This is a genomic window from Bacillus sp. ISL-78 (assembly GCF_018613455.1).
Lineage (GTDB): Bacteria > Bacillota > Bacilli > Bacillales > DSM-1321 > Peribacillus > Peribacillus frigoritolerans.
This window is the reverse complement of the sequence record NZ_JAGGQC010000020.1, coordinates 1-19,865: the sequence shown is the minus strand read 5'-3', so window position 1 is coordinate 19,865 and position 19,865 is coordinate 1. Positions and strand designations below refer to the sequence as shown.

Here is a 19,865-nt window from a genome sequence, read left to right as displayed (position 1 = left end):
ACCCCTCCTTTCTACTTTAATAACCAAGTGGTCCAAAAATACAGTGAGATCAAACTTACGATTAACCCTATGGGAATTATCAAAAAGGTGACTCTAAGATACTTTCCCCATGATATATTGATGGAGTGTTTCTTCAATATATACATCCAAATTAATGTAGCCAGCGTACCAACAGGCGTTAACAAGGCACCTATATCGCTTCCAATCACGTTAGCTAGATAAGCAATTTGTACAAGGTGAGGATCCAATCCCATCTCTGTTATCGACAAAGTCCCTATCATGACTGCAGGAAGATTGTTAAATAAATTGGATAGGATAGTTAATAATATGCCCATGATCATGGTAGCGTTGAATGGGCTGTCCATAATTAAGGGTTTTAAATTGCTGACTATATAATCATTCAAGCCAACATTCTTCAAACCATATACCAGCACGTACATATTGAAAGCAAATAAAAGAACATGCCAGGGTGTTTTCTTTACAATATCACTAAGACCAGTTTTGGTTTTATACCATCTCAGTACTATCAAAAGGAACGCTCCCACCATACCGATCAATTCCAAGGGAACCCCAAATGGTGTAAGTGCGAAGAAGCTCGCCCGGGTTAAAATGACGATTGCAAAACTCATTTTAAACAATTTCCAATCATTATCTTCGGATTGTTGTTTAACATCGAGTGGATGAGTTTGCACATAGCGCGAAAAGGTATTATCCCATTTTACAGGTACACTGGGAATTTTCCTTGGAAGGTCCTTCTTAAAATATAGATAAAGTAATAACCCGATTGTTACAATCCCTATCATTGAAGGAACGAACATCATATTGATATAACTATTAAGGCTCAGTCCTACAATTTTTAGTGCAATCAAATTGGAAATATTGCTTACTGCTATCGGGGCACTCGCTGCCGTTGCAATTAGAGCTCCTGATATTAGAAAGGGGATTTTTTGGTGAGGTTTAATCTTTAGTAACGTTACAATGTGAATAATGATAGGTGTTGTGATAAGGATACTTCCATCGTTATTGAAAAACATTGTCATGAAAAAACATAGGAGATTAGTGTAAACATATAATCTAACCCCTGAACCCTTAGACCGGATGATGATATTCAAAGCAATCCACCTAAAAAAACCAATGCTCTCAAGTACAATAGACATCATAATGGTGGATAATATGGTTAAAGAAGCACCCCTGATAATATCAAATATATTTAAAACATCCATCCAAGGAACAATGCCTGCAACTAATACAGTCAAGGCACCTATTGTAGTAGGTATCGTTTCATTAATCCCAAATGGTCTCCATAACATGAGAATAATTGTTAAAGTAAAAATTATTGTCATCAAGACAATTTGTGAACTAAGCATTTACCTCCGCCGCCTTGTTTTTGGATGGTGTAATTTTTACGGTTTCAGGAGTGGTTTGATTTTGAGGTTTTACAAAAAAAGAATAGAAGACTCCCCCAATTACAGAAAAAAACAAAATCATCATTCCATGTCCTCCTTTCAATTAGCCTTGAATTGTATCTTAAGGCTTTAACCGTTTTGCCTTCAATTTCCCATGCATTCTTTCAGCAAATTTCATTAATGAATAATATTCGTTTTTTTGATTTCCGTTATCTGTATTCATTTTTTCAGTGGTCTTCATTAGTTCGTAACATTTCTTATCTATCAGTTTTCTTTTTTCTTTTAAATCATTTTTCTTCGCGGATTGTTCGTTCATTTCTTGAGGGCTTGAGTTCCTGAATACTTCAGTCAGGTTTTCTGGGATTTCTTCTTGTCTATCTTTATTATTAGTTACTGAAGTGTTTTCCTTCTTACTTTCTTTTTTCGTTTTTTCCCGGGATTTTTGTTTTTTACATTTTTCATCCGCATTTTTTTTTATTTCATTGGACTGATCTTTGTTCACTTCATTTACTGTAGATTGAAAAGTGAGTTCTTCTCTCACGTTACATAAAACTTCCGGGTGTGCACTTATTTCTGGATTAGTTTCTGAAGGTTTTTCCTTCTTACTTCCTTTTTTCTTTTTTTTCGTGGATTTTTGTTTCTTATATTTATTAGTACTTTTCTTTACATTGGATTGTTTTTTGTTAACTTCATTTACTGAAGATTGAACAGTCGGTTCTTCTCTTACATCAGATAAGACTTCTGGATGTGTACTTCTTTCAGTTGGTGAAGCTGGTTCTTCTTTTCCAATAGTTAATATGCCTTGTTCTTGTTTCTGTTCAACCGGCTCTTCTTTCACGACAGATAAAACTTCCGGATGTGCACTTATTTCAATTGGTGAAGCTGGTCCTTCTTTTCCAATAGTTAAAATGTCCTGTTCTTGTTTCTCTTCAATCGGCTCTTCTTTTCCTTTGGAATTAACTTCCGTGTCTTCCTTCAACACGGAATCACTTTCCTTAACTTGTTCTCCTTCTGACTGTTTATTTTCAGTTTTTTCGTCCTTATCTCCCTGCTGTTTGTTCTCTGACGATTCCTTGTTATCTATCCCTTTAAAAATATATAGTATATTTGATAATTGGACATAAAGTTGTTTATCCTTATTTAATAAAACAATATAATTATTCGTTACGGTACTTAAAAATCCGTCAAAGGTTAGATTATTATCTCGGTTTACTGTCACCCAATTGCCTTTGAGTTCATTTATTAATTCTGTAAAACTTTGTTTTTGTGTTGGTTCGTGGTCAATCATTTGGGCCTGGAATTCTTTGGTGTTTTTTGCTAAGGCATAAACCTGATTTAAGTTAAAATAACATGGTTTATCTGGATTCATTTGAATGACAATAAAGTCACTTTTCACATCCAGTACCACCCCATCATGAACGGTTTTATCATCGGAAATAATACTTACATTAAAACCTATCAGTGAATGAAGTGCCTCTTGAAAGTTTTGTTTTTTCATCTGATGAGCCTCCCTTATTAATTGGATGGTCGCTTCAGTTCAGAAGCGACACATCATTTATGGGATATACTATTTTTCTTTTTCTTCAGCTTTATTATCTTTATTTTTATCCGATTTTCCATCGTCTTTATTATTTTTATTTTTATCCGATTTTTCATCTTCTTTTTGTTTCTCTACCCTTGCCCCGTAACTGATACTGCGGATATGGAACATTGACAGGCGAATAACTTCTTCGTTCAATATTAACGTTACAAATTCATCATTAATATCATGAAGTACGCCTTCAAGCTTCTCAGGACCGCCTCGGTTAATATTTACCCATTGATTTCTAAGGTCATCTAGTAAGCCTTTAAAAGTTGCAGCTGTTTTAAAAGTAAAATCTTCGGGAATTTCCAATTGAAATTGGAACCCCTTCTTTACATTCTCAGTAATACTTTTTATATGGTCGGTTTTATAGTAGATAACACCTTCTTGTTCAGTTAAAATCGATAAGTGGTCATCATATACCCCTAATAATAATCCTGTCCGAGATTCAGGCCCTCCTCTATCTACCTTTAGAACTTTCCCAACCAAATTAGTTAACCATTCCTTATTCATAATGTTGCCCCTCCTATATAATCATTTACCCTGTATGTATATGTGTCATGGAATGACATTGTGTCGTGGTAAATGTCCAACTTCTATCCATAACACTGAAACTCATCAAAAATGTGTATATGCACTATTGTCGGAAGCGCTGGTGGTGTGGCAAAGTCATAACTCGCTATATTAAATAAATCGATACTTGATAAAAAAGACCCGATTTACGATACCATTTTTAATGACAAAATAAACTTAATCGATGTGAAACAAAAAGAACTAGAGTATTACCATAATCTTTTCCCTAATTTAGTCAATAAGCTTTTGCTACACGTATTTGATTTAATGGATACGATGACATTAAAAAAACACCTGGAGAACACAAAAACAGATATTGTGGTTGATCTTTCCTATGCGGACATAGTGGAGATGCTAAAAAGCTGCAATGAATTCGGTGTGAAATATGTTAATTCTGCCTTGGAGAACACTATGATTGACGAAAATGAAGATTTGTTTGCGGGATTCCCTTTGATTGAGAGAATTAGATACTTTGAAAAATTCAAAAAAGGTTTCACCAATACGTCCGCTATCGTTTGCTCCGGGATGAATCCAGGAGTCGTTCAATGAATGGAAATAGAGCTTCTAAACAAATGCCCAAGACTCCCCAATTGCCTGCTATATTATTGAACAAGACACTTCTTTTTTAAAGATAAGAAATTGGCAAAAAAGAACGTCATCTACACAACCTGGTCACCAGAATGTTTCCTTGATGAAGCGATTATGAGCTACCCGATGTTTATTCAGCACCACACACCACCTTCACCTATTACATGACGGATTTTGTGACAGGGGAAAATGAAAATACAGATGGTTGTTTGCTAAATAGGATGAGGAAGTTTCGCGACTGAAATTACTCTTTTAGATATGGATCAAAAATCTTAGCAAAAATAAATGTGTTGGAGTCTAATCAAATTTCGGACTTTTTTCATAAGTTAAACAAGAAAATAAATTTAATAAGATGGTGAAAAAATGAAGAAAAAATCTAATAAAAAAGATCAGCCAGTGCCTGCAACTCAAGATGTAACAGAAGGAAAAAACGTCAAAGAAAAAAACGCACCGAAAGATAGTACAGCCTCCACCGAGTCAGTACAAACCGAGGAGCTCTCGGAGCCTAAAGGCCATAAAGGTCCTCATGATGGAGGAGACTCAGCGGGAGCCGGTGACGTGAAAAAGGAAAAAGGCGCCAAAGGAAAAAAAGGACCGAAAAATGGCACAGCCTCCACCGAGTCAGTACAAACCGAGGAGCTTTCGGAACCCAAAGGTGAGAAAGGTCCTCATAATGGAGATTCAGCAGGAACCGGTGAGGGGAAGCATGGCAAAGGGCCCAAAGGGAAAAAAGGGAAAAAAGGACCGAAAGATGGTACATCCTCCACCGAGTCAGTGCAAACCGAGGAGCTCTCTGAACCTAAAGGCGATAAAGGTCCTCATGATGGAGGAGATTCAGCGGGAACCGGTGACGTGAAAAAGGACAAAGGCGCCAAAGGGAAAAAGGGAACGAAGGATGGTACATCCTCCACCGAGTCAGTGCAAACCCAGGAGCTCTCTGAACCCAAAGGCGATAAAGGTCCTCATGATGGAGGAGATTCAGCGGGAACTGGTGACGTGAAAAAGGACAAAGGCGCCAAAGGGAAAAAAGGACCGAAAGATGGCACAGCCTCCACCGAGTCAGTGCAAACCCAGGAGCTCTCTGAACCTAAAGGCGATAAAGGTCCTCATAACGGAGGAGATTCGGCGGGATCTGGTGACGTGAAAAAGGACAAAGGCGCAAAAGGGAAAAAAGGACCGAAAGATGGCACAGCCTCCACCGAGTCAGTGCAAACCGAGGAGCTCTCGGAACCTAAAGGCGATAAAGGTCATCATGATGGAGGAGATTCAGCGGGAACCGGTGAGGGGAAACATGGCAAAGGACCCAAAGGGAAAAAAGGGCCGAAAAAAAGATAGTCAAAAGAGAACCATGGGAAATAAATATTTTTGTGTAAATGTGGTTTTAAACTTTTGAGCCTGGCGATGTCTTTCTTTTGGAGGGTATCGCCCAATCGCATTACGCCCAGACATTTTTGAAGTTAGGAGCTGTCAATCAAGACAGCTCTTTCGTTATTCAATTAACACCCGTGGTTCTTCATTTGTATTGTCATTTTTTCGAGTTAGGGAAGTTTATTTTAATGGTAGTTTAATAACAGATTTCTATTTTGGTTTGGTTGGGATAATAAATTGAATTAGTGATTTCTTCAGACGTAAAAACATATTAAATTTTCATTCGTATAACAAGCAATGTTAGCTAAAAAATATTTACATACCATTTATGATTACTCCACTGGACTGATTGTACCTCATCCATTTAAATACTCAACAACTTATCATCCATTATGTCCTTAATTAAAGAAAAAGCTGCCATAAAGGCAGCTCTGATCTTTTTTAACATATTAAGAATTCCAGCAAATCCTACTGGACACCATTACATAACCGACCGATATTCTCGACTTCAACAACGACTTCATCACCCGACTTGATCATGCAGCTACCAGATGGTGAACCCGTGGCCAAAATATCACCGGGCTCCAGTGTCATTACCTGTGAAAGCCAGCTGATCAAAAATGGAATGCTTAGAGACATTTCATTGGTATTTCCGTCTTGGACAACGCGGCCGTTTAAAGTGGTCACAATCCTTAAGTTTGTAGGATCTACCCCGGTAACGATGCATGGTCCCAAAGGTCCGAATGTATCAAATCCTTTGCCCCGCGTAAACTGTGGATCTTTTTTTGTAAGATCTCTTGCTGTGACGTCATTAAAAATCGTACAGCCGAATACATAATCAAGCGCATCTTCTTCTTTAATGTTTTTACCGCGCTTTCCAATGACAAGGGCCACTTCCCCTTCAAGTTCCACTTGATTGGATAGCTCGTTTGGAGGAAGGATAATATTCTCCTTGTCTGCAATAAGCGAAGATAATGGCTTTAAAAATAGGAATGGTTCAACAAGGTTTGCCTCTCCACCCGTTTCCTTCGCATGACCTGCATATGTCCAGCCGAAATTAACGACTTTCGAAGGTTTTACAGGTTCCAAGATTTTCACGTCACTATATTTCAGCTCGACCCCGTCATACTTTATTTCCTTGTTGACAAGTTCAGCAAAACTGCTAGACAGTTGTAATATCATGTCATCCTCAACAATACCGTAATGTATATTGCCCTGTTGATTCTGATAGCGAACTATTTTTTGTGTTTTTTGTAGCACATGCATTATGAATAAACTCCTTTGATGATTAAGATTACCACAGATCATATAAAATCCGGTTCTCCTATACTATAACATGCCTGTTCTTATACGGGAAAAAAGAGCTCTCGTCGCGACTCCCTCTTCAGCTAAACCGACCTTTAGTTCAATAAGAAATTATTTAACTATGTATTATATGGAACCTATCATTTTTTTATAATTTTATCTGTGCATTGCCTTATATAGGCTGCAATACATAATCCGATTGGCAGCCCCAGTAGTACATTCCACATGAAATGTTTACCACCCAAACTTGTACATTATTTTCTAAACAAATCCACTCTATTAAAGACTTGTTGCTTATTGATTATCTCAAAATATCAAAACTTTTGTACTGGTAATTCGTCCCTTTTCAGCCAACCTGCCTTGTTAAGGCCATTAGAAAAAGGCTGCCTCAGCAACCTTCCTGCCTGCTAAATCCTTTATGTATCCGTACTTATTTCCTCCCATTCTTGATCCATATAATTCACTAGCCAATTAAGAGTGTAGTGTCTTTCATATACAACGCCTTCATCTAGAGATGATGGAACTTCCAAATGGTTTATCTGAGCTTCACGTACCGCCCAATGTGCTCTATATATAAAATCAAGACTATCTAATATATCACTGGTTGGTTTTAGAGAGGATTTATCAAGCAACTCTTGTTTAGAATGAAGGAAAACCGTCTCAAAAACATATTCAGCATTACACGTATCGGCTGGAACATCCATATCGGATACTAGATTTACAGACCAAAGCAGAAGCCAAATACATTCTAACTTCCAAGAGTACTGGATCAGCTCGTTCTGAGTCAGATTTTTTTTCAATAAAATCTTTTTTTCTTCTGCTGTGAATAATACATTGGCCTTATACCTTTCAATAAATTCGTCAATTTTTTCTGGCGGGGCCTCCATGGCTTTCGCTGCGACTATCGCTAATGAAATAATCCTGTCTATGATCTCTTCCTTTGTTCTTAGGGAAACTTCTTCTTCATTTTCCGTTAAGGGTAAATGTTTATTTATTGGTACCTTTAGGGTCTTTAATATTTTTTCGGATACTTTTTTTCTCTTTTTCGAACTTTTCATTCCGCACCTCACTATTAGCTAATTCCGTTTCTTTAAACTGCCCATTAGAAAAACTTTCCACAGACCACCAATTATTGTACCATGTTTCCCAACTCCCCTGAGCCTTTAGTTGCATAAAGAAAAAGCTGCCTTAATGGCAGCTCCAGAGTGTATACAAACTCGATGAAGAAAAAGTTCGTCCAAATTTCATTTAGGTTTATAAAACCTCGAACGTGGATTGGAACGTAGGGCACTTTCTTTCCGCGGGCGGTCAGGGAGTCTCGCACCTTCCGTTCCAATCCACTTTGTTTTTTGAAATTCAGACACCCTCCCTAGTGTCTACAGTCCAAGCTGTCTCCTAAGCCAAAGCACACGTTAGTTCTAGGGAATATTCGCCTAAACTCCCCTTTAACAATAAAAAAAGTGCCAACTTCTCTTTAATAGAAATTCAGCACTTCTTTTATTTGTATACGTTATCGAGTCGCTTTAGGCGGTTGGCACACATCACATTTACGTTGGTTATTATTTTTGAATTTCTTAAATGTTTTTTCAAAGTTGCTTCCACATGTACATTTAAATAGTAACTTTTGAGAAAAACCGTGATATTCCGTCGTCAGCAACTTACTTTCCGAATTCTTCTCAACAAATTCTTTAATTTGACCAATCGTCCATTGTTTATTCATTCTCTTACACCTCCATATTTTATCGCTATGCGGAGGCTTTTCTAGGCATCCGTTCAAAAATAGTAATTTTCGTAAGTTATTCATTATAACATGAGCCGGCACTCAATCAAACATCTCGTTTGTTGAATAAGAAAAGGAGCTGCTGAACAGCTCCTGGTAATGAAGTAAAGCACCTGTTAGCCATCCATGAAGCGCAAAATCGGCGCTTCACCACAGAGAATGAAAATTGGTCTCTATGTCGATAATGTTTTAATGGCTGGCGAAGAAGGTCGTTGAACTATGGTGCCTTTAAGCCCACTGACTCTGAGACCACGTTGTACCACCGATTGTCACGCCCTTTATGGGTAGCACTACTCATGGGGGATTAATCCTTTTGTGGTAGTCGTGCTACCCTCTACTTAATATGCTGTGATTGGAGGTTTTTGTTTGACGATCTACCAAACTCAATCAGATTACTTACAAGGCTCAGCCCAGTTCAATGCAACTCTAAAGATAAAACCCCTTTTTAATAATTAACCAATTGTCTTAAGAACATTTTTTAAATGTAGGATATTGTTCTGTTCGCCGTCGTTCATCTTATAAACGAAAACGGTATTAATGACATTGTTAAAGCTTAATTTGTAATAGTGAATGTTTGTATAGTTATATAATTCTATAAGCTTAGTATTCAATACTGCAATGGTATTGCTGATTTGCAAAAAATCTTGGATACTGCTGATTGATTTTATTTCTTTTAATTTATATGGTATTTGATTATTCATAAGCCATTCGGTCACAGCTCTTGTATACATACAACCTATACTCAATACGAGCAATGTAATAGGTGTTTCCCAATCAAAATTGATGATATGGTCCTTACTTGAAATGACCTCGAATGTTTCAGTTGCAACGATGTCATAAGTTAAGTCGGGATATTTCTTAATCGGTTCACTAATGAGTGCACAATCTAATTCGGAATTGTGCACTTTTTGGTTTATGGCATTACTGGAATCTACGGCGAAATCCACATCCATTTGAATGTCGTTCATATCCAAATTATTCGCAATATGGGCACCATAGATTTTCAAGGTTGTATGTGAGGTGCCAAAATCCACTTTAGAGTTAGTTTGAAAGGCACCAATGTTTTTTAAAAATTCTTCGTACTCTTGTGAAATAAGTTGAAGATAGTTTTTATACTGTATTCCTACGCTAGTGATTTTCAATCCTTGGGGCGTGCGTTTAAAAACAAGTTTTCCAATTTCCGACTCCATTTTTTTCACTTTAGCCGTAAGGGCGGATTGAGTATAGTTCGTGATTTCTGCAGACTTACTTAAATTTTGACGGTTTAATATTTCAATTTTCAATGCTATTTCTTTGATGTTCATATAGTTGGCACACCCTATAAAAAAAATTTATGAACCCTATCATTTTCCTCCATTTTACGCTTCTGGGCAGTCAGAGTAAACTCTAGTTAGCTTAATAAGTAAGGGAGACCAGATAATGCTAGAAGCTGAAAATAAGAATTTATCCCACCGAATTATTATTGAACGATACATCAAGCATAGGGGGAGCATCTCTTAATGCATACATATTATAAATGGTTAATCGTATTGGTGGCCACGTTATCCCAAACTGCAGCAACCTTTGTGACGTATGGCATGGGACCTATCGCTGCATTTTATCAAATTGAATGGAATTTAACACCACTTCAAACAGGCTTCATTGTTTCAGCAGTCAATATTGGACCGATGTTTTCAATGCTGGCGTTCGGTTACTTGATGGATAAAAAAGGGGAAAAACACATTATCGGGTGGGGCAACATTTTATTGGGGCTCTCAGCTTTAACGCTAGTTTTTGTAAATGATTATATTGTATTGCTGCTTTTATTATTGTTGGTTGGTGTATGGTACGGAAGCGCTCAAACCGGTGGAAGCACGGCCATCGTAAAATGGTTTCCAAACGAACATAGAGGTCTGGCTCTAGGGATAAGACAGACGGGAATACCGATTGGAGGATCTTTAGCCTCTGCAGTTTTATCCTATACATATTATCATTTCAATTTGTCATCAGTACATGTAGTACAAGGGATCGTAGCAATAATGGGAGGACTGATCTTCCTATTATTATATAACGAACCAGAAAGAACGAGTGAAACGGGATCAACATCGGTCGGGTTCAAGGAGAAAATGAATGTCATCAAAAATAATAAGGAATTATATCCAATGTATATAGTGGGTGTTGTGATGATGTCATTACAGATGATTATCATTGCGCATTTTATGAGTTATTTGCATAACGAAGGGAGCTATTCATTAACAGAGGCAGGAAAATATTTAAGCGTCGTTTTAATAGGTGGTATGGTTGGGCGGGTAGTCATCGCATGGGCGAGTGATCAATTCTTTGAAGGTATAAGGGAAAGATTATTGCTTATTGTGATGGCTGTTACCGTAATTCTTACAGTGATGCTGCCACTCATCATGACTGTTGAAATGGAAATCTTGATGCTATTATTTTGTTTTCTTTTGGGTTTTGTAGCCATTGGTTGGTATTCCATTTTTATTGCTTGTATCACAGAGCAATCGGATTCACGTTTTATAGGTTTAACGGTGAGTTCAGCATTGACATTAAATCAATTATTCATTGTCATAGCACCCTCATTATTCGGATTAGTCGTTAATCTATTGAACAGTTATCACCAAGCCCTATATTTAGCCGGAATATCTGTAGCTTTGGGAGCGATTAATTTATACAGAGTAAAAATAAAAAAAAGGAATGGGTCATGGCATCACCACAAAGTTTGAGCAAATTAATAAAAACAACCTAGATAAATGAAAAAATAGAAAGGGCATGTTTTGAAAAAAGATTAATCAAAACATGCCCTTTTACTATTTAATTAGATATTCTGTTATAAAAAGGATTGATCATTATTGTGTTCCTTAATCAACCTTGCACCCTTAGTTTAAGTGCAATCCTTCACATTCTATTTTTTTTTATCACAAAGAAAAAAATTGACACATTACTGTTTATGAAAGCATACTGTTATTAACAGTAACATGTTGCCGAATAAATTTTTACATTAAAATTAGGAGGTTTTATTTCATGAAACATACAGGGAGACATACAGGTGCATTTCTATTGCTATTTTTATCAGAGGGAGATAACTATGGAGGGAAACTTCTGAAAAAATGTGAGGAAGAGCTTCCCATCAATCCAATTGATAGTGCCATATTATATCGCACACTAAAAAAATTAGAGGAAGAAGGCGCTGTTGAGTCTTATTTGGATACATCTGATCGAGATAAACCGATAAGGATGTACAAAATCACTACAGTTGGAAAAAGAAAATTAGAAGATTTTCAAATAGATATTGAGGGAAAAATTAAAAATTTAGCGTTTTTCCTAGAAAAATATAAAGAATGGGAGGCTCAAAATAATGATTAGTGGAATTATTCTATATATAATAGCCATTATTTATTTGGGTATTTCTTTTACAAAAGATAAACATAAAACAAAGGCAGCCTTATTAAGTTCATGGAAAATGTTTCGCAATGTTTTACCGGATTTATTAGCTATTATGCTTTTTGTTGGGCTAGCATTATCTTTATTGACACCGTCCCTTATTTCTTCAATTATTGGCGAAAATTCTGGCTTACTGGGCATCATTTATTCAACACTCATTGGCTCAATTGCTTTAGTTCCAAGCTTTATCGTCTTTCCTCTCGGAGATACATTAGTTCAAAATGGTGCTGCTCTTCCACAAGTTGCGGTATTAATGTCGACATTAATGTCTGTAGGACTTACAACTTTATCTATGGAACAAAAAACTTTTGGACGAAGTTTTGCTTATGCTCGAAATATTTCTGCCATAATAATGTCTCTTCTATTTGCATTGATTATTTGGGTGGTGATGACATGAAAAAACTAAAAAGATATCGGTTCCTTTTCATTTTATTATTAGGGCTTCTTCTTATTGCATTTATGAATCAAGCTATTGCTATGACAACAGTTCAATTAACTGGTAAAAGTATTTTGGATATGTTATTCCTACTTCCTCCTATATTTATATTAGTGGGATTATTGGATCAATGGGTAAAGAAAGAATCACTCATTCGATATATGGGTGAAAAATCAGGTATATATGGTGTCTTCTTCACCTTATTATTAGCAACAGTAGCAGCAGGCCCTCTTTATATAGCCTTTCCAATTGCAGTACTTTTATTGAAAAAAGGAGCCAGTGTCCGCTATATAGTGTTTTTCTTAGGCGCTTGGTCAACAGTGAAATTGCCAGTTCTAGTATATGAATTCACTTCATTTGGTCCTAAATTTACACTTATTCACATTTGTTTTGGCCTCGTGTTTTACTATTTAACAGGAATTCTTTTTGAAAAAATTTATGATCAACAAAAATTGTTAAGGTATGATATAACGAAGGAAGTATAGATTCAAATCAATAAGTCTTTGAACTCCTCAATCCCAGATTCTTTTGTAGCTGTAGCTTTTAAATTTTTAATATTCCATTAGGATCCGGACCTTTTATGAACAACACTAGGGAAATAAGTTGAAAATACCTTGAGATTATTCACTTGTCGCTGCTGGACTTGTCTCCAGGATCGCTCATTAATACCAGCATTTTCCGTTAACCCTGCACTTACAACGGACTACTGTATGCAGGAAAAGGTTAGAGGATACAGTATGTACTGTATCCCCTTTTTAATTCGCTTATTAAATTAACCTGCCCCGTTAGTTGCATAAAGAAAAAGCTGTCTTAAAGACAGCTCTGATCTTCAGCTAACGCACCCGTTAGTTTAAGTAGAATGTTTCATAATCTTTCTCGAGGAAAAAGTTTATGCGTCATAAAATATTCTCTGTTTATCTAAATGATTACTTAGAATACATCACAATGGTGTAGGAGTATTAATTTGTTCGTCAAAATTCAATTCTAAAAGTTGTCCAGCGTGAACCAATCCAGATCCAAATCCGTACATAAGAACTCGGTCTCCATTTTTGACTTTTCCCTTACGGATTCCAAGATCAAGAGCTAAAGGAATGGTTGCAGCAGAGGTATTTCCAAAGTTGACTAAGCTATAAAGCGTTTTTTCCATTGGGAATTCTAATTTTTCGCAAATTGGCTCTATCAACCTTAAGTTAGCACTATGAGGGATAAACCAATCAACTTGATCTAAACTCGTTTGTGATTTTTCTAATATCTGTCTTATACTCTCAGGAACATTCCTTACAACCCACCGAAAAACTTCTCTACCATTTTGTACAAGATATTGAGTATCTAATAACTCAATCCCATTGACCTTTTTTGATAGTCCAGGTCGATATACATGTTGTGCTCCTCTTCCATCACTTCCTAGGTGGAATCCAATGAAACTTTTTGATTGTTCATCTCTTTCAACTAATACAGCACCAGCACCATCACCAAATAAAATACATGTATTCCTATCCGTATAATCTGTAATTTTTGAGAGTGTATCCGCTCCAATAACTAGTACCTTTTTGTGGAGCCCAGAAGAAATTAAACTGTGTGCTGTATGTACAGCATAAACAAATCCTGCGCACGCTGCACTTAAATCTATGGCACCTGTTTGAGATATATTTAATTGGTCCTGTATGATACTTGAGACAGATGGGAATGGTAGATCTGGTGTGCTTGTTGCCACAATAATCATATCTACATCTTTGACTTCTTTATTATATCTGTGCATTAAATCTTTTACTGCAGATATGCATATATCACTGGTAAATTCATCAGGACGGGTTATTCTTCGTTCATGAATCCCGGTTCTTTGAATAATCCATTCATTATTTGTTTCGACCATTTGCTCAAGTTCAAAATTTGTTAATTTTTTATCTGGTACATATGTCCCGATAGCTGTTATTCTCGCTCCTATCATACGCTCACCCCATATATTTATTAGAAGTTAGTGTTAATACCTGGTACTAATTATAACAATTTATATTGTTAATAATCAATTTAAATTCCTTTTTTTTCTAAAACACTTACTCCTTATTGAAGTAAACTGCCCCGTTAGTTGCATAAAGAAAAAGCTGCCTTAAAGACAGCTCTGATCTTCAGCTAACGCATCCGTTAGTTCATTAAGAAAAGCAATTCTTATTAATGAATCGCGCCCTTGAATAAGAAGGGACTATATTTTACTGAAATTATCGTCAACAAACCTCTTCATTTTATCTATACACGAACTCTAAGTTTCCAGGTTAGTAATTTTGCCGAAAAGTAATGCATCATAATACTTATCCTCTATAAAATAGTGGTCTTTTAATCGTCCTTCTAACTCATACCTGTTCTTTTCAAGTATCCGTGCAGAGCCAATATTGGCATGCACTACCATTGCATGAAGCTTATGAAGATTAAGTGATTTAAATGCAAAATCACTCATCAATGCAACAATCTCCGTGCCATACCCTTTACCCCAATGATGTTTATGCAACACATAACCAATTTCAGCTTGGTTTGATTCTTGGTCAAAATTGAAAATTATGGCTGTTCCTATAATTGCCTGAGTTAATTTTTCAACAATAGAGGAATATAAATGAGTTCCTGCAGACTCGTGTTTTAACATTATTTCAATGAACTGACGAGTTTCCTCCAAAGTACTCATCAAATTCCAGCCAATAAATCGTGAAACCTCTTGATCTGACGCATAATGATGTATTTCTTGAACATCCTCTATCCTTAGTGCTTTGAAGTAGATTTTTTCACCCTCTAATGAATGAAATAAAACAGCCCGCTTCTCCATTTGAACCTCCTCTAACTACGCTTTGTTAATGAACACCGATGGTAGCGAAAATGTCCCCAATTAAGGTTAATATCATCACACTCATCTTAGTACATCCTTTTTAAATAATTTTCCATATATATGTTTCAACTGTTTACTCAACAATCTGGACCTTTAATGGAATAACATGACTGACATTTTTAAACAACTTTATTTTATTTTAAACAACTTTAATCTGACTTAACAGTATTCCTTAATGAACTATCCTGCTCCGATAGTTCCATAAGAAAAAGCTGCCTTAAAGACAGCTCCAACCTTTAGCTAACGCACACGTTTGTTAAACAAGAATCATCCTATTTATTACCACAATTTGTTCGAACTGCGACACAATAACTTTCTTAAACTGTAAATTTACTTTTTTATAAAGACTGTTAAGAAGTAGTGTCATTGACAAATTTATTGCATAAAAAAAATTTGTCTAGATGACAGATCTAACTTACTTCTATTGCATCTGTTACTTCTATAATACGTTTGATGGAGTGTCAGGAAATCCCCCTAACAATCACATAGGAATGTACCCTTTTGTTAGATATACAAATATCATAACAGGAATAAAACTAAAGACCATAAATAAATTGCTTAAGGCTATTAATCTCTTGTTTGATAAAGAACCTAATACCACTCCAATTGGGTTAAGAACAAATGTTAGCATCCCATAGGGTACTTCAATTTTAAAGACCAAATAAGGAATCCAAGAAACAATCCCACAGAGTAAAAAGGTAACAGATAGCCAAAAGTATATCTTTGTTTTTGGATTGACACGACTCAATTGTTCCAACGCCTTTCAAAACAACAATGTCCTAATCTTAACACAGTTTCCAAATAAAGTTACCAAACTATCCTGCCCCGATAGTTCCATAAAGGCAGCTCCCACCTTCAGCTAAAGTACCTGTTACTTAAGAAAATTTTTTTTAGGAATTGTGTATTATCTTTATCTAACTCTCCATAACTTTCGTTTTCATTATTGCTAATAATTGTTGCTGTACCTGCACTTTCATTAAACCAAATTTTATATTCGTAAAGTCTTTCAGGTATATTTTCATCAAAAGTGTAAAACAAAGTAGCTTCTACGTCTGGTTCACTAGCCATTTTAACCACTTTATCATCCCATTTGATTTGTGCAAATGCTTGCCTTAGCAGTTCTATTGATTCGCTATCTGTTATCATTACCAAATTTTCATAATTTCCTTCTGTATCAATCTTTTGAACATCTACTCTTGATAATTGTCCTTTTTCTTCCCCATTACAACCGACCAATAACACCATAAAGACAAAAAGAGAAGTAAAATTTATTATCTTTTTCATCATACACCTCCATAAATTTAGACGTTTACATTTCATAATAGTTCCAGCTTATCTTCAACTAAACTGCCCTGATAGTTCCATAAGATAGCTTTTTCAGCATTATTAACTGCTTTTCAAAAAACGAATATAAAGATAGAAAAACAGAAGTTCTTATTTAATTCCGAGTACGACCAGTCGGAATTTTTTGTAAATAAAAAGAATCCATTTTGAAAAAAAAATAGATCATGGTCTTCCTGTATTTCTCCACAATCGCGCCCGCCCTTTTCTTGGATAAGCTATATTGCATATTGTTAACAGTCTACGTAATAAAAACATGGATTAATTTATCACTTTATATATATTTCAAAGAATTGTAATATATATAAAGTGTTTTTTTTAGCAAGGAGGGAACATAAATTTGATTACAGAAGGAAATCTAGCTAAAAAGGAGCAGTCAGAAGCAACAATTCAACACAACGTTCGATTTTACCTAATTAAAATGAGGGGAAGAGGAAAGAGTCCTCTAAAAGTAAATGCGAAAGATATAATAACTGGAATCATAGGTGGTTTTATTACTATTTTTTTTCTTGGATTATTAACCAGCTTTACATCTACTCCATGGTTAATAGCTTCATTTGGGGCAAGTTGTGTATTAGCATTTGGGCTTTGGAATTCTCCTTTGTCACAGCCTAGAAATATCATAGGCGGACACTTCATTTCAACTTTAATAGGATTAGTTGTTTATCATATATTTGGAAATGAACCATGGTCTTTGGCCATGGGAGTCGGATTAGCTATCGGTCTGATGATGTTAACTAAAACAACCCATCCTCCTGCCGGGGCAGATCCAATCATTGTAATATTTGGTGCTTACCCCTGGGGGAGTTTATTTACGCCAGTATTAACAGGATCCATTGTTATTGTGCTAATTGCCTTATTAATTAATAATTTACGAAGTGATAGAGAATATCCTGTGTTTTGGATTTAAAAGTATAAAAAAATAATTTCTTTTAATGAATGAACTCAAATTTTATTCCGTTATATTTTCTGAAAAGACCTGTATGGATAAAATCCTATACAGGTTTTCGTTATTCATTCTGTATTTTTTAATAAATTCTATCAGAATGCTGTATAGGAGTTAGAGCTTCTTAATTAATTTAATAACCTTTCATATCTTATATTCCATATCTAGACATCCATAAGGATGACCTTTGTAAGGAATTAATTAGTTCTAAGTGAACAAGAACATCATATACATCATGTTCTTTGGCTAATGCCTGTTCTACATTTGTAGAAATATCATGAGCATGTTTAATATCCAATTTCTAATTCACTAAGATGACAAGCCGGGAATTGATCGGATAATCTTAGATTCTTCAATACATTTTGCTAAAGCATCTATCTCATTTTCAAGCATGGATAGATGTTTTTTGTGTTGAAAGAGCATATTAATATACCTATCTAAGCTTAAGCCATTCCTTCACAATCTCTTTTTATTAACATAAATATCTAAGTCAACTATCAAGTGTTATTCAATTATCTGGCCCGATTGCTTAATAAGAAAAAAACCTACATGATCCGTGCTATTTAAGGAGTTAAGATTCTTAGTGTTGCTTTGAAATAAAGTTTGAACATTTTGCCAAGAACCGAATGCTCTCGATTTATACACTTTCCTAAAAAAGGATTTTCGATTAGAGGGACATTTTTTACTGGTTTTAAATGAATGATTATTCAAAATAACCCACAATTAAAAGCCACCAATTTAGTAGTCTTAATGAACAAATGCACCCGTTAGCCCTCCATGCAGCTGAAAAATAGTTGCTGCACCACAGAGAATGAAAGTAGGGTTTTTGTGGTCATACTGATATTGGCGACATGAGGTTTAATTTACGGCTCAGTTTTAAAAAATATAAATTGCTGGGTCTACTTTAGTATTGTCATTTTTAGATTTTCACTGTTTTTGTACTTTCATGGTAGTTCATTAAGAAAATAGCTTCCAGATTGTATACTTCTCCTTAAATTTTATATTTTTTAAAAGCTTTATATGGAGAAAGATTGACTGTTTCATCAGGTACATAACATTCTCTATCATGGTATGGCATTTCTAACGCTTCCCATTTAAAATTATCTTCCACACATTTGATGAATAAATCATACCCTTCACCATCTGAAGGAGATAAACCTAATCTAGTTTCTTCAAACTTCAAGGCAGTATCAATTGCTTTCCTTAGTTCAATTAAAGCTGTACGATTGGCTATTAGATACGCGTTGTCATGCCACATCTGTTGTCCAAATATATGGCACATTGGCATGGGTTCATCTTCTTCATAAAAACTATTGCTATAGGCTTTGTTTAATTCAATGAGAGCATCTTCAGGTTTGCAAACGTCTAAATAGGTATCCATTCCACTCACCCAATACCTTTCACCACCGCCCCAAAACTGCGATACAAATTCATCATACAATTCATTATTTTCCACAAACAAATATCTTTCTAACTCATCTTCTAAATCTCCAATAAGATAAAAACTGTGAATTTGCTTGTCATTCTTTTTATAAATAAAATGATAAAGAGTATCAGCTATTTTTTTGTTTGTAAACAATTCGAAATTATATTTCTTTGCCTTTTTTGGCTTTAATACTCCGTTTACAAACGGTGTCTCTGGTATGTAAATAGCTGTAAATAACTTTTCATTAGACATTTTTAATCACCTCTTAGAATCTTATATTACTTCTTATCTTGGAATTAACCTGCCCCGATAGTTCCATAACAAAAAGAGCTGCCAAAGCAACTCTCTTATTGAAGTAAAGCACCCGTTAGTTTAAGTAGATTTCTTCACAAACTCTCCATTATATTGATTCCCTATTTTTTAATAACAATGGATAATTTATAATTTGCATGCTCGTTTAACCTTTCCAAAAAATTATTCATTAATTCATTGGTTGGAAATTTACATTCAAGAAGGTAACAACCATCTCCACTGATTTTATAGTTACGTACAAGGTATTGTTCCTGCGTTTTGATGAATGACAAATATGGCTGATGGTTTGTGCTCTGTGTAATGATGGTTAGAAAAGCATGTATATAAAATCCCAATTTGACATGATTAACTTTTATGCTATATCCCTCAATAACCCCACTATCCTCTAACTTTGCCACCCTAGCTGAAGTAGCTGGTCCAGTTAAGTGGACTTTCTCGCCTAATTCTTTCATCGTGATACGACTGTTCTTGGATAGTTCATCAAGGATATCC

Annotated in this window: 21 protein-coding genes; 7 read left to right on the top strand and 14 right to left on the bottom strand. The window is 35.4% G+C overall.

Annotation, left to right across the window (positions count from 1 at the left end; genetic code table 11):
* Positions 1 to 11: 11 nt before the first annotated feature.
* The 4 genes from J7I96_RS18340 to J7I96_RS18330 form a co-directional block, all read right to left on the bottom strand.
* The gene (locus J7I96_RS18340; protein ID WP_214924321.1) at positions 12 to 1,367 is read right to left on the bottom strand and encodes an arsenic transporter; all 1,356 of its coding nucleotides are present in this window, start codon (positions 1,365 to 1,367) and stop codon (positions 12 to 14) included.
* Positions 1,360 to 1,491, bottom strand: a complete 132-nt coding sequence (locus tag J7I96_RS28455) for a hypothetical protein (protein ID WP_285292101.1) — start codon at positions 1,489 to 1,491, stop codon at positions 1,360 to 1,362. Before J7I96_RS28455 ends, J7I96_RS18340 begins: the two co-directional genes overlap by 8 nt.
* A 36-nt stretch (positions 1,492 to 1,527) precedes the next feature.
* Positions 1,528 to 2,904, bottom strand: coding sequence for a DUF2642 domain-containing protein (locus tag J7I96_RS18335; RefSeq protein ID WP_214924323.1), 1,377 nt, complete (start codon positions 2,902 to 2,904; stop codon positions 1,528 to 1,530).
* Positions 2,905 to 2,973: 69 nt separating this feature from the next.
* Positions 2,974 to 3,501 (bottom strand): hypothetical protein, encoded by a 528-nt coding sequence (locus tag J7I96_RS18330; RefSeq protein ID WP_214924325.1) that lies wholly within the window; start codon positions 3,499 to 3,501, stop codon positions 2,974 to 2,976.
* 336 nt (positions 3,502 to 3,837) lie between these two features.
* On the opposite strand from J7I96_RS18330, the gene J7I96_RS18325 reads away from it, so the two are divergent.
* Both J7I96_RS18325 and J7I96_RS18320 read left to right on the top strand, forming a co-directional pair.
* A complete protein-coding gene (locus J7I96_RS18325) occupies positions 3,838 to 4,110 on the top strand; it encodes a hypothetical protein (RefSeq protein ID WP_214924327.1) in 273 nt (90 codons plus the stop codon).
* A gap of 402 nt (positions 4,111 to 4,512) precedes the next feature.
* On the top strand, positions 4,513 to 5,484 hold the full coding sequence (locus J7I96_RS18320) for a putative sodium/potassium/calcium exchanger (protein ID WP_215048101.1): 972 nt from the start codon (positions 4,513 to 4,515) through the stop codon (positions 5,482 to 5,484).
* A 501-nt stretch (positions 5,485 to 5,985) separates the two neighbouring features.
* Here J7I96_RS18320 and J7I96_RS18315 read toward each other — a convergent pair.
* From J7I96_RS18315 to J7I96_RS18300, 4 genes are all read right to left on the bottom strand, one after another.
* Positions 5,986 to 6,783, bottom strand: coding sequence for a fumarylacetoacetate hydrolase family protein (locus tag J7I96_RS18315; protein WP_034304454.1), 798 nt, complete (start codon positions 6,781 to 6,783; stop codon positions 5,986 to 5,988).
* Between the two features lie 455 nt (positions 6,784 to 7,238).
* The gene (locus J7I96_RS18310) at positions 7,239 to 7,880 is read right to left on the bottom strand and encodes a DUF4272 domain-containing protein (RefSeq protein WP_214924332.1); all 642 of its coding nucleotides are present in this window, start codon (positions 7,878 to 7,880) and stop codon (positions 7,239 to 7,241) included.
* Between the two features lie 452 nt (positions 7,881 to 8,332).
* Positions 8,333 to 8,542, bottom strand: coding sequence for a hypothetical protein (locus J7I96_RS18305; protein ID WP_034304456.1), 210 nt, complete (start codon positions 8,540 to 8,542; stop codon positions 8,333 to 8,335).
* Between the two features lie 512 nt (positions 8,543 to 9,054).
* A complete protein-coding gene (locus J7I96_RS18300) occupies positions 9,055 to 9,906 on the bottom strand; it encodes a LysR family transcriptional regulator (RefSeq protein WP_214774645.1) in 852 nt (283 codons plus the stop codon).
* Between the two features lie 195 nt (positions 9,907 to 10,101).
* On the opposite strand from J7I96_RS18300, the gene J7I96_RS18295 reads away from it, so the two are divergent.
* From J7I96_RS18295 to J7I96_RS18280, 4 genes are all read left to right on the top strand, one after another.
* Positions 10,102 to 11,322 (top strand): MFS transporter, encoded by a 1,221-nt coding sequence (locus tag J7I96_RS18295; protein WP_214924333.1) that lies wholly within the window; start codon positions 10,102 to 10,104, stop codon positions 11,320 to 11,322.
* 298 nt (positions 11,323 to 11,620) lie between these two features.
* Positions 11,621 to 11,962, top strand: a complete 342-nt coding sequence (locus J7I96_RS18290) for a PadR family transcriptional regulator (RefSeq protein ID WP_214774649.1) — start codon at positions 11,621 to 11,623, stop codon at positions 11,960 to 11,962.
* Positions 11,955 to 12,437: a hypothetical protein gene (locus tag J7I96_RS18285; RefSeq protein ID WP_214774651.1), complete on the top strand. Its 483-nt coding sequence runs from the start codon at positions 11,955 to 11,957 to the stop codon at positions 12,435 to 12,437. Before J7I96_RS18290 ends, J7I96_RS18285 begins: the two co-directional genes overlap by 8 nt.
* A complete protein-coding gene (locus tag J7I96_RS18280) occupies positions 12,434 to 12,961 on the top strand; it encodes a permease (protein ID WP_214774653.1) in 528 nt (175 codons plus the stop codon). The genes J7I96_RS18285 and J7I96_RS18280 overlap by 4 nt, the downstream gene beginning before the upstream one ends.
* Before the next feature lie 455 nt (positions 12,962 to 13,416).
* Here J7I96_RS18280 and J7I96_RS18275 read toward each other — a convergent pair whose 3' ends face one another.
* The 3 genes from J7I96_RS18275 to J7I96_RS18265 all read right to left on the bottom strand — a co-directional run bounded on the left by J7I96_RS18275 (position 13,417) and on the right by J7I96_RS18265 (position 16,632).
* Positions 13,417 to 14,424, bottom strand: a complete 1,008-nt coding sequence (locus J7I96_RS18275; RefSeq protein ID WP_214774656.1) for a ketoacyl-ACP synthase III — start codon at positions 14,422 to 14,424, stop codon at positions 13,417 to 13,419.
* A 309-nt stretch (positions 14,425 to 14,733) separates the two neighbouring features.
* Positions 14,734 to 15,288 (bottom strand): GNAT family N-acetyltransferase, encoded by a 555-nt coding sequence (locus J7I96_RS18270; protein ID WP_214774658.1) that lies wholly within the window; start codon positions 15,286 to 15,288, stop codon positions 14,734 to 14,736.
* 915 nt (positions 15,289 to 16,203) lie between these two features.
* Entirely contained in the window at positions 16,204 to 16,632 is a 429-nt protein-coding gene (locus tag J7I96_RS18265; protein ID WP_214774660.1) for a hypothetical protein, read from the bottom strand.
* Positions 16,633 to 17,110: 478 nt separating this feature from the next.
* On the opposite strand from J7I96_RS18265, the gene J7I96_RS18260 reads away from it, so the two are divergent.
* Positions 17,111 to 17,599, top strand: coding sequence for an HPP family protein (locus J7I96_RS18260; RefSeq protein ID WP_214924350.1), 489 nt, complete (start codon positions 17,111 to 17,113; stop codon positions 17,597 to 17,599).
* A gap of 187 nt (positions 17,600 to 17,786) precedes the next feature.
* Here the strand turns inward: J7I96_RS18260 and J7I96_RS29005 are convergent, their stop codons facing one another.
* From J7I96_RS29005 to J7I96_RS18250, 3 genes are all read right to left on the bottom strand, one after another.
* Positions 17,787 to 17,933 (bottom strand): cation transporter dimerization domain-containing protein, encoded by a 147-nt coding sequence (locus J7I96_RS29005; protein ID WP_483861583.1) that lies wholly within the window; start codon positions 17,931 to 17,933, stop codon positions 17,787 to 17,789.
* A gap of 693 nt (positions 17,934 to 18,626) precedes the next feature.
* Positions 18,627 to 19,313 (bottom strand): hypothetical protein, encoded by a 687-nt coding sequence (locus J7I96_RS18255; RefSeq protein WP_214924336.1) that lies wholly within the window; start codon positions 19,311 to 19,313, stop codon positions 18,627 to 18,629.
* Between the two features lie 161 nt (positions 19,314 to 19,474).
* Positions 19,475 to 19,861: an Lrp/AsnC family transcriptional regulator gene (locus J7I96_RS18250; RefSeq protein WP_311315230.1), complete on the bottom strand. Its 387-nt coding sequence runs from the start codon at positions 19,859 to 19,861 to the stop codon at positions 19,475 to 19,477.
* Positions 19,862 to 19,865: the final 4 nt, after the last annotated feature.

Coding starts and splice junctions, on each gene's coding strand:
- J7I96_RS18340 (WP_214924321.1), bottom strand. CDS start 1,367: ATGCTTAGTTCACAAATTGTCTTGATGACAATAATTTTTACTTTAACA.
- J7I96_RS28455 (WP_285292101.1), bottom strand. CDS start 1,491: ATGATGATTTTGTTTTTTTCTGTAATTGGGGGAGTCTTCTATTCTTTT.
- J7I96_RS18335 (WP_214924323.1), bottom strand. CDS start 2,904: ATGAAAAAACAAAACTTTCAAGAGGCACTTCATTCACTGATAGGTTTT.
- J7I96_RS18330 (WP_214924325.1), bottom strand. CDS start 3,501: ATGAATAAGGAATGGTTAACTAATTTGGTTGGGAAAGTTCTAAAGGTA.
- J7I96_RS18325 (WP_214924327.1), top strand. CDS start 3,838: ATGACATTAAAAAAACACCTGGAGAACACAAAAACAGATATTGTGGTT.
- J7I96_RS18320 (WP_215048101.1), top strand. CDS start 4,513: ATGAAGAAAAAATCTAATAAAAAAGATCAGCCAGTGCCTGCAACTCAA.
- J7I96_RS18315 (WP_034304454.1), bottom strand. CDS start 6,783: ATGCATGTGCTACAAAAAACACAAAAAATAGTTCGCTATCAGAATCAA.
- J7I96_RS18310 (WP_214924332.1), bottom strand. CDS start 7,880: ATGAAAAGTTCGAAAAAGAGAAAAAAAGTATCCGAAAAAATATTAAAG.
- J7I96_RS18305 (WP_034304456.1), bottom strand. CDS start 8,542: ATGAATAAACAATGGACGATTGGTCAAATTAAAGAATTTGTTGAGAAG.
- J7I96_RS18300 (WP_214774645.1), bottom strand. CDS start 9,906: ATGAACATCAAAGAAATAGCATTGAAAATTGAAATATTAAACCGTCAA.
- J7I96_RS18295 (WP_214924333.1), top strand. CDS start 10,102: ATGCATACATATTATAAATGGTTAATCGTATTGGTGGCCACGTTATCC.
- J7I96_RS18290 (WP_214774649.1), top strand. CDS start 11,621: ATGAAACATACAGGGAGACATACAGGTGCATTTCTATTGCTATTTTTA.
- J7I96_RS18285 (WP_214774651.1), top strand. CDS start 11,955: ATGATTAGTGGAATTATTCTATATATAATAGCCATTATTTATTTGGGT.
- J7I96_RS18280 (WP_214774653.1), top strand. CDS start 12,434: ATGAAAAAACTAAAAAGATATCGGTTCCTTTTCATTTTATTATTAGGG.
- J7I96_RS18275 (WP_214774656.1), bottom strand. CDS start 14,424: ATGATAGGAGCGAGAATAACAGCTATCGGGACATATGTACCAGATAAA.
- J7I96_RS18270 (WP_214774658.1), bottom strand. CDS start 15,288: ATGGAGAAGCGGGCTGTTTTATTTCATTCATTAGAGGGTGAAAAAATC.
- J7I96_RS18265 (WP_214774660.1), bottom strand. CDS start 16,632: ATGAAAAAGATAATAAATTTTACTTCTCTTTTTGTCTTTATGGTGTTA.
- J7I96_RS18260 (WP_214924350.1), top strand. CDS start 17,111: ATGAGGGGAAGAGGAAAGAGTCCTCTAAAAGTAAATGCGAAAGATATA.
- J7I96_RS18255 (WP_214924336.1), bottom strand. CDS start 19,313: ATGTCTAATGAAAAGTTATTTACAGCTATTTACATACCAGAGACACCG.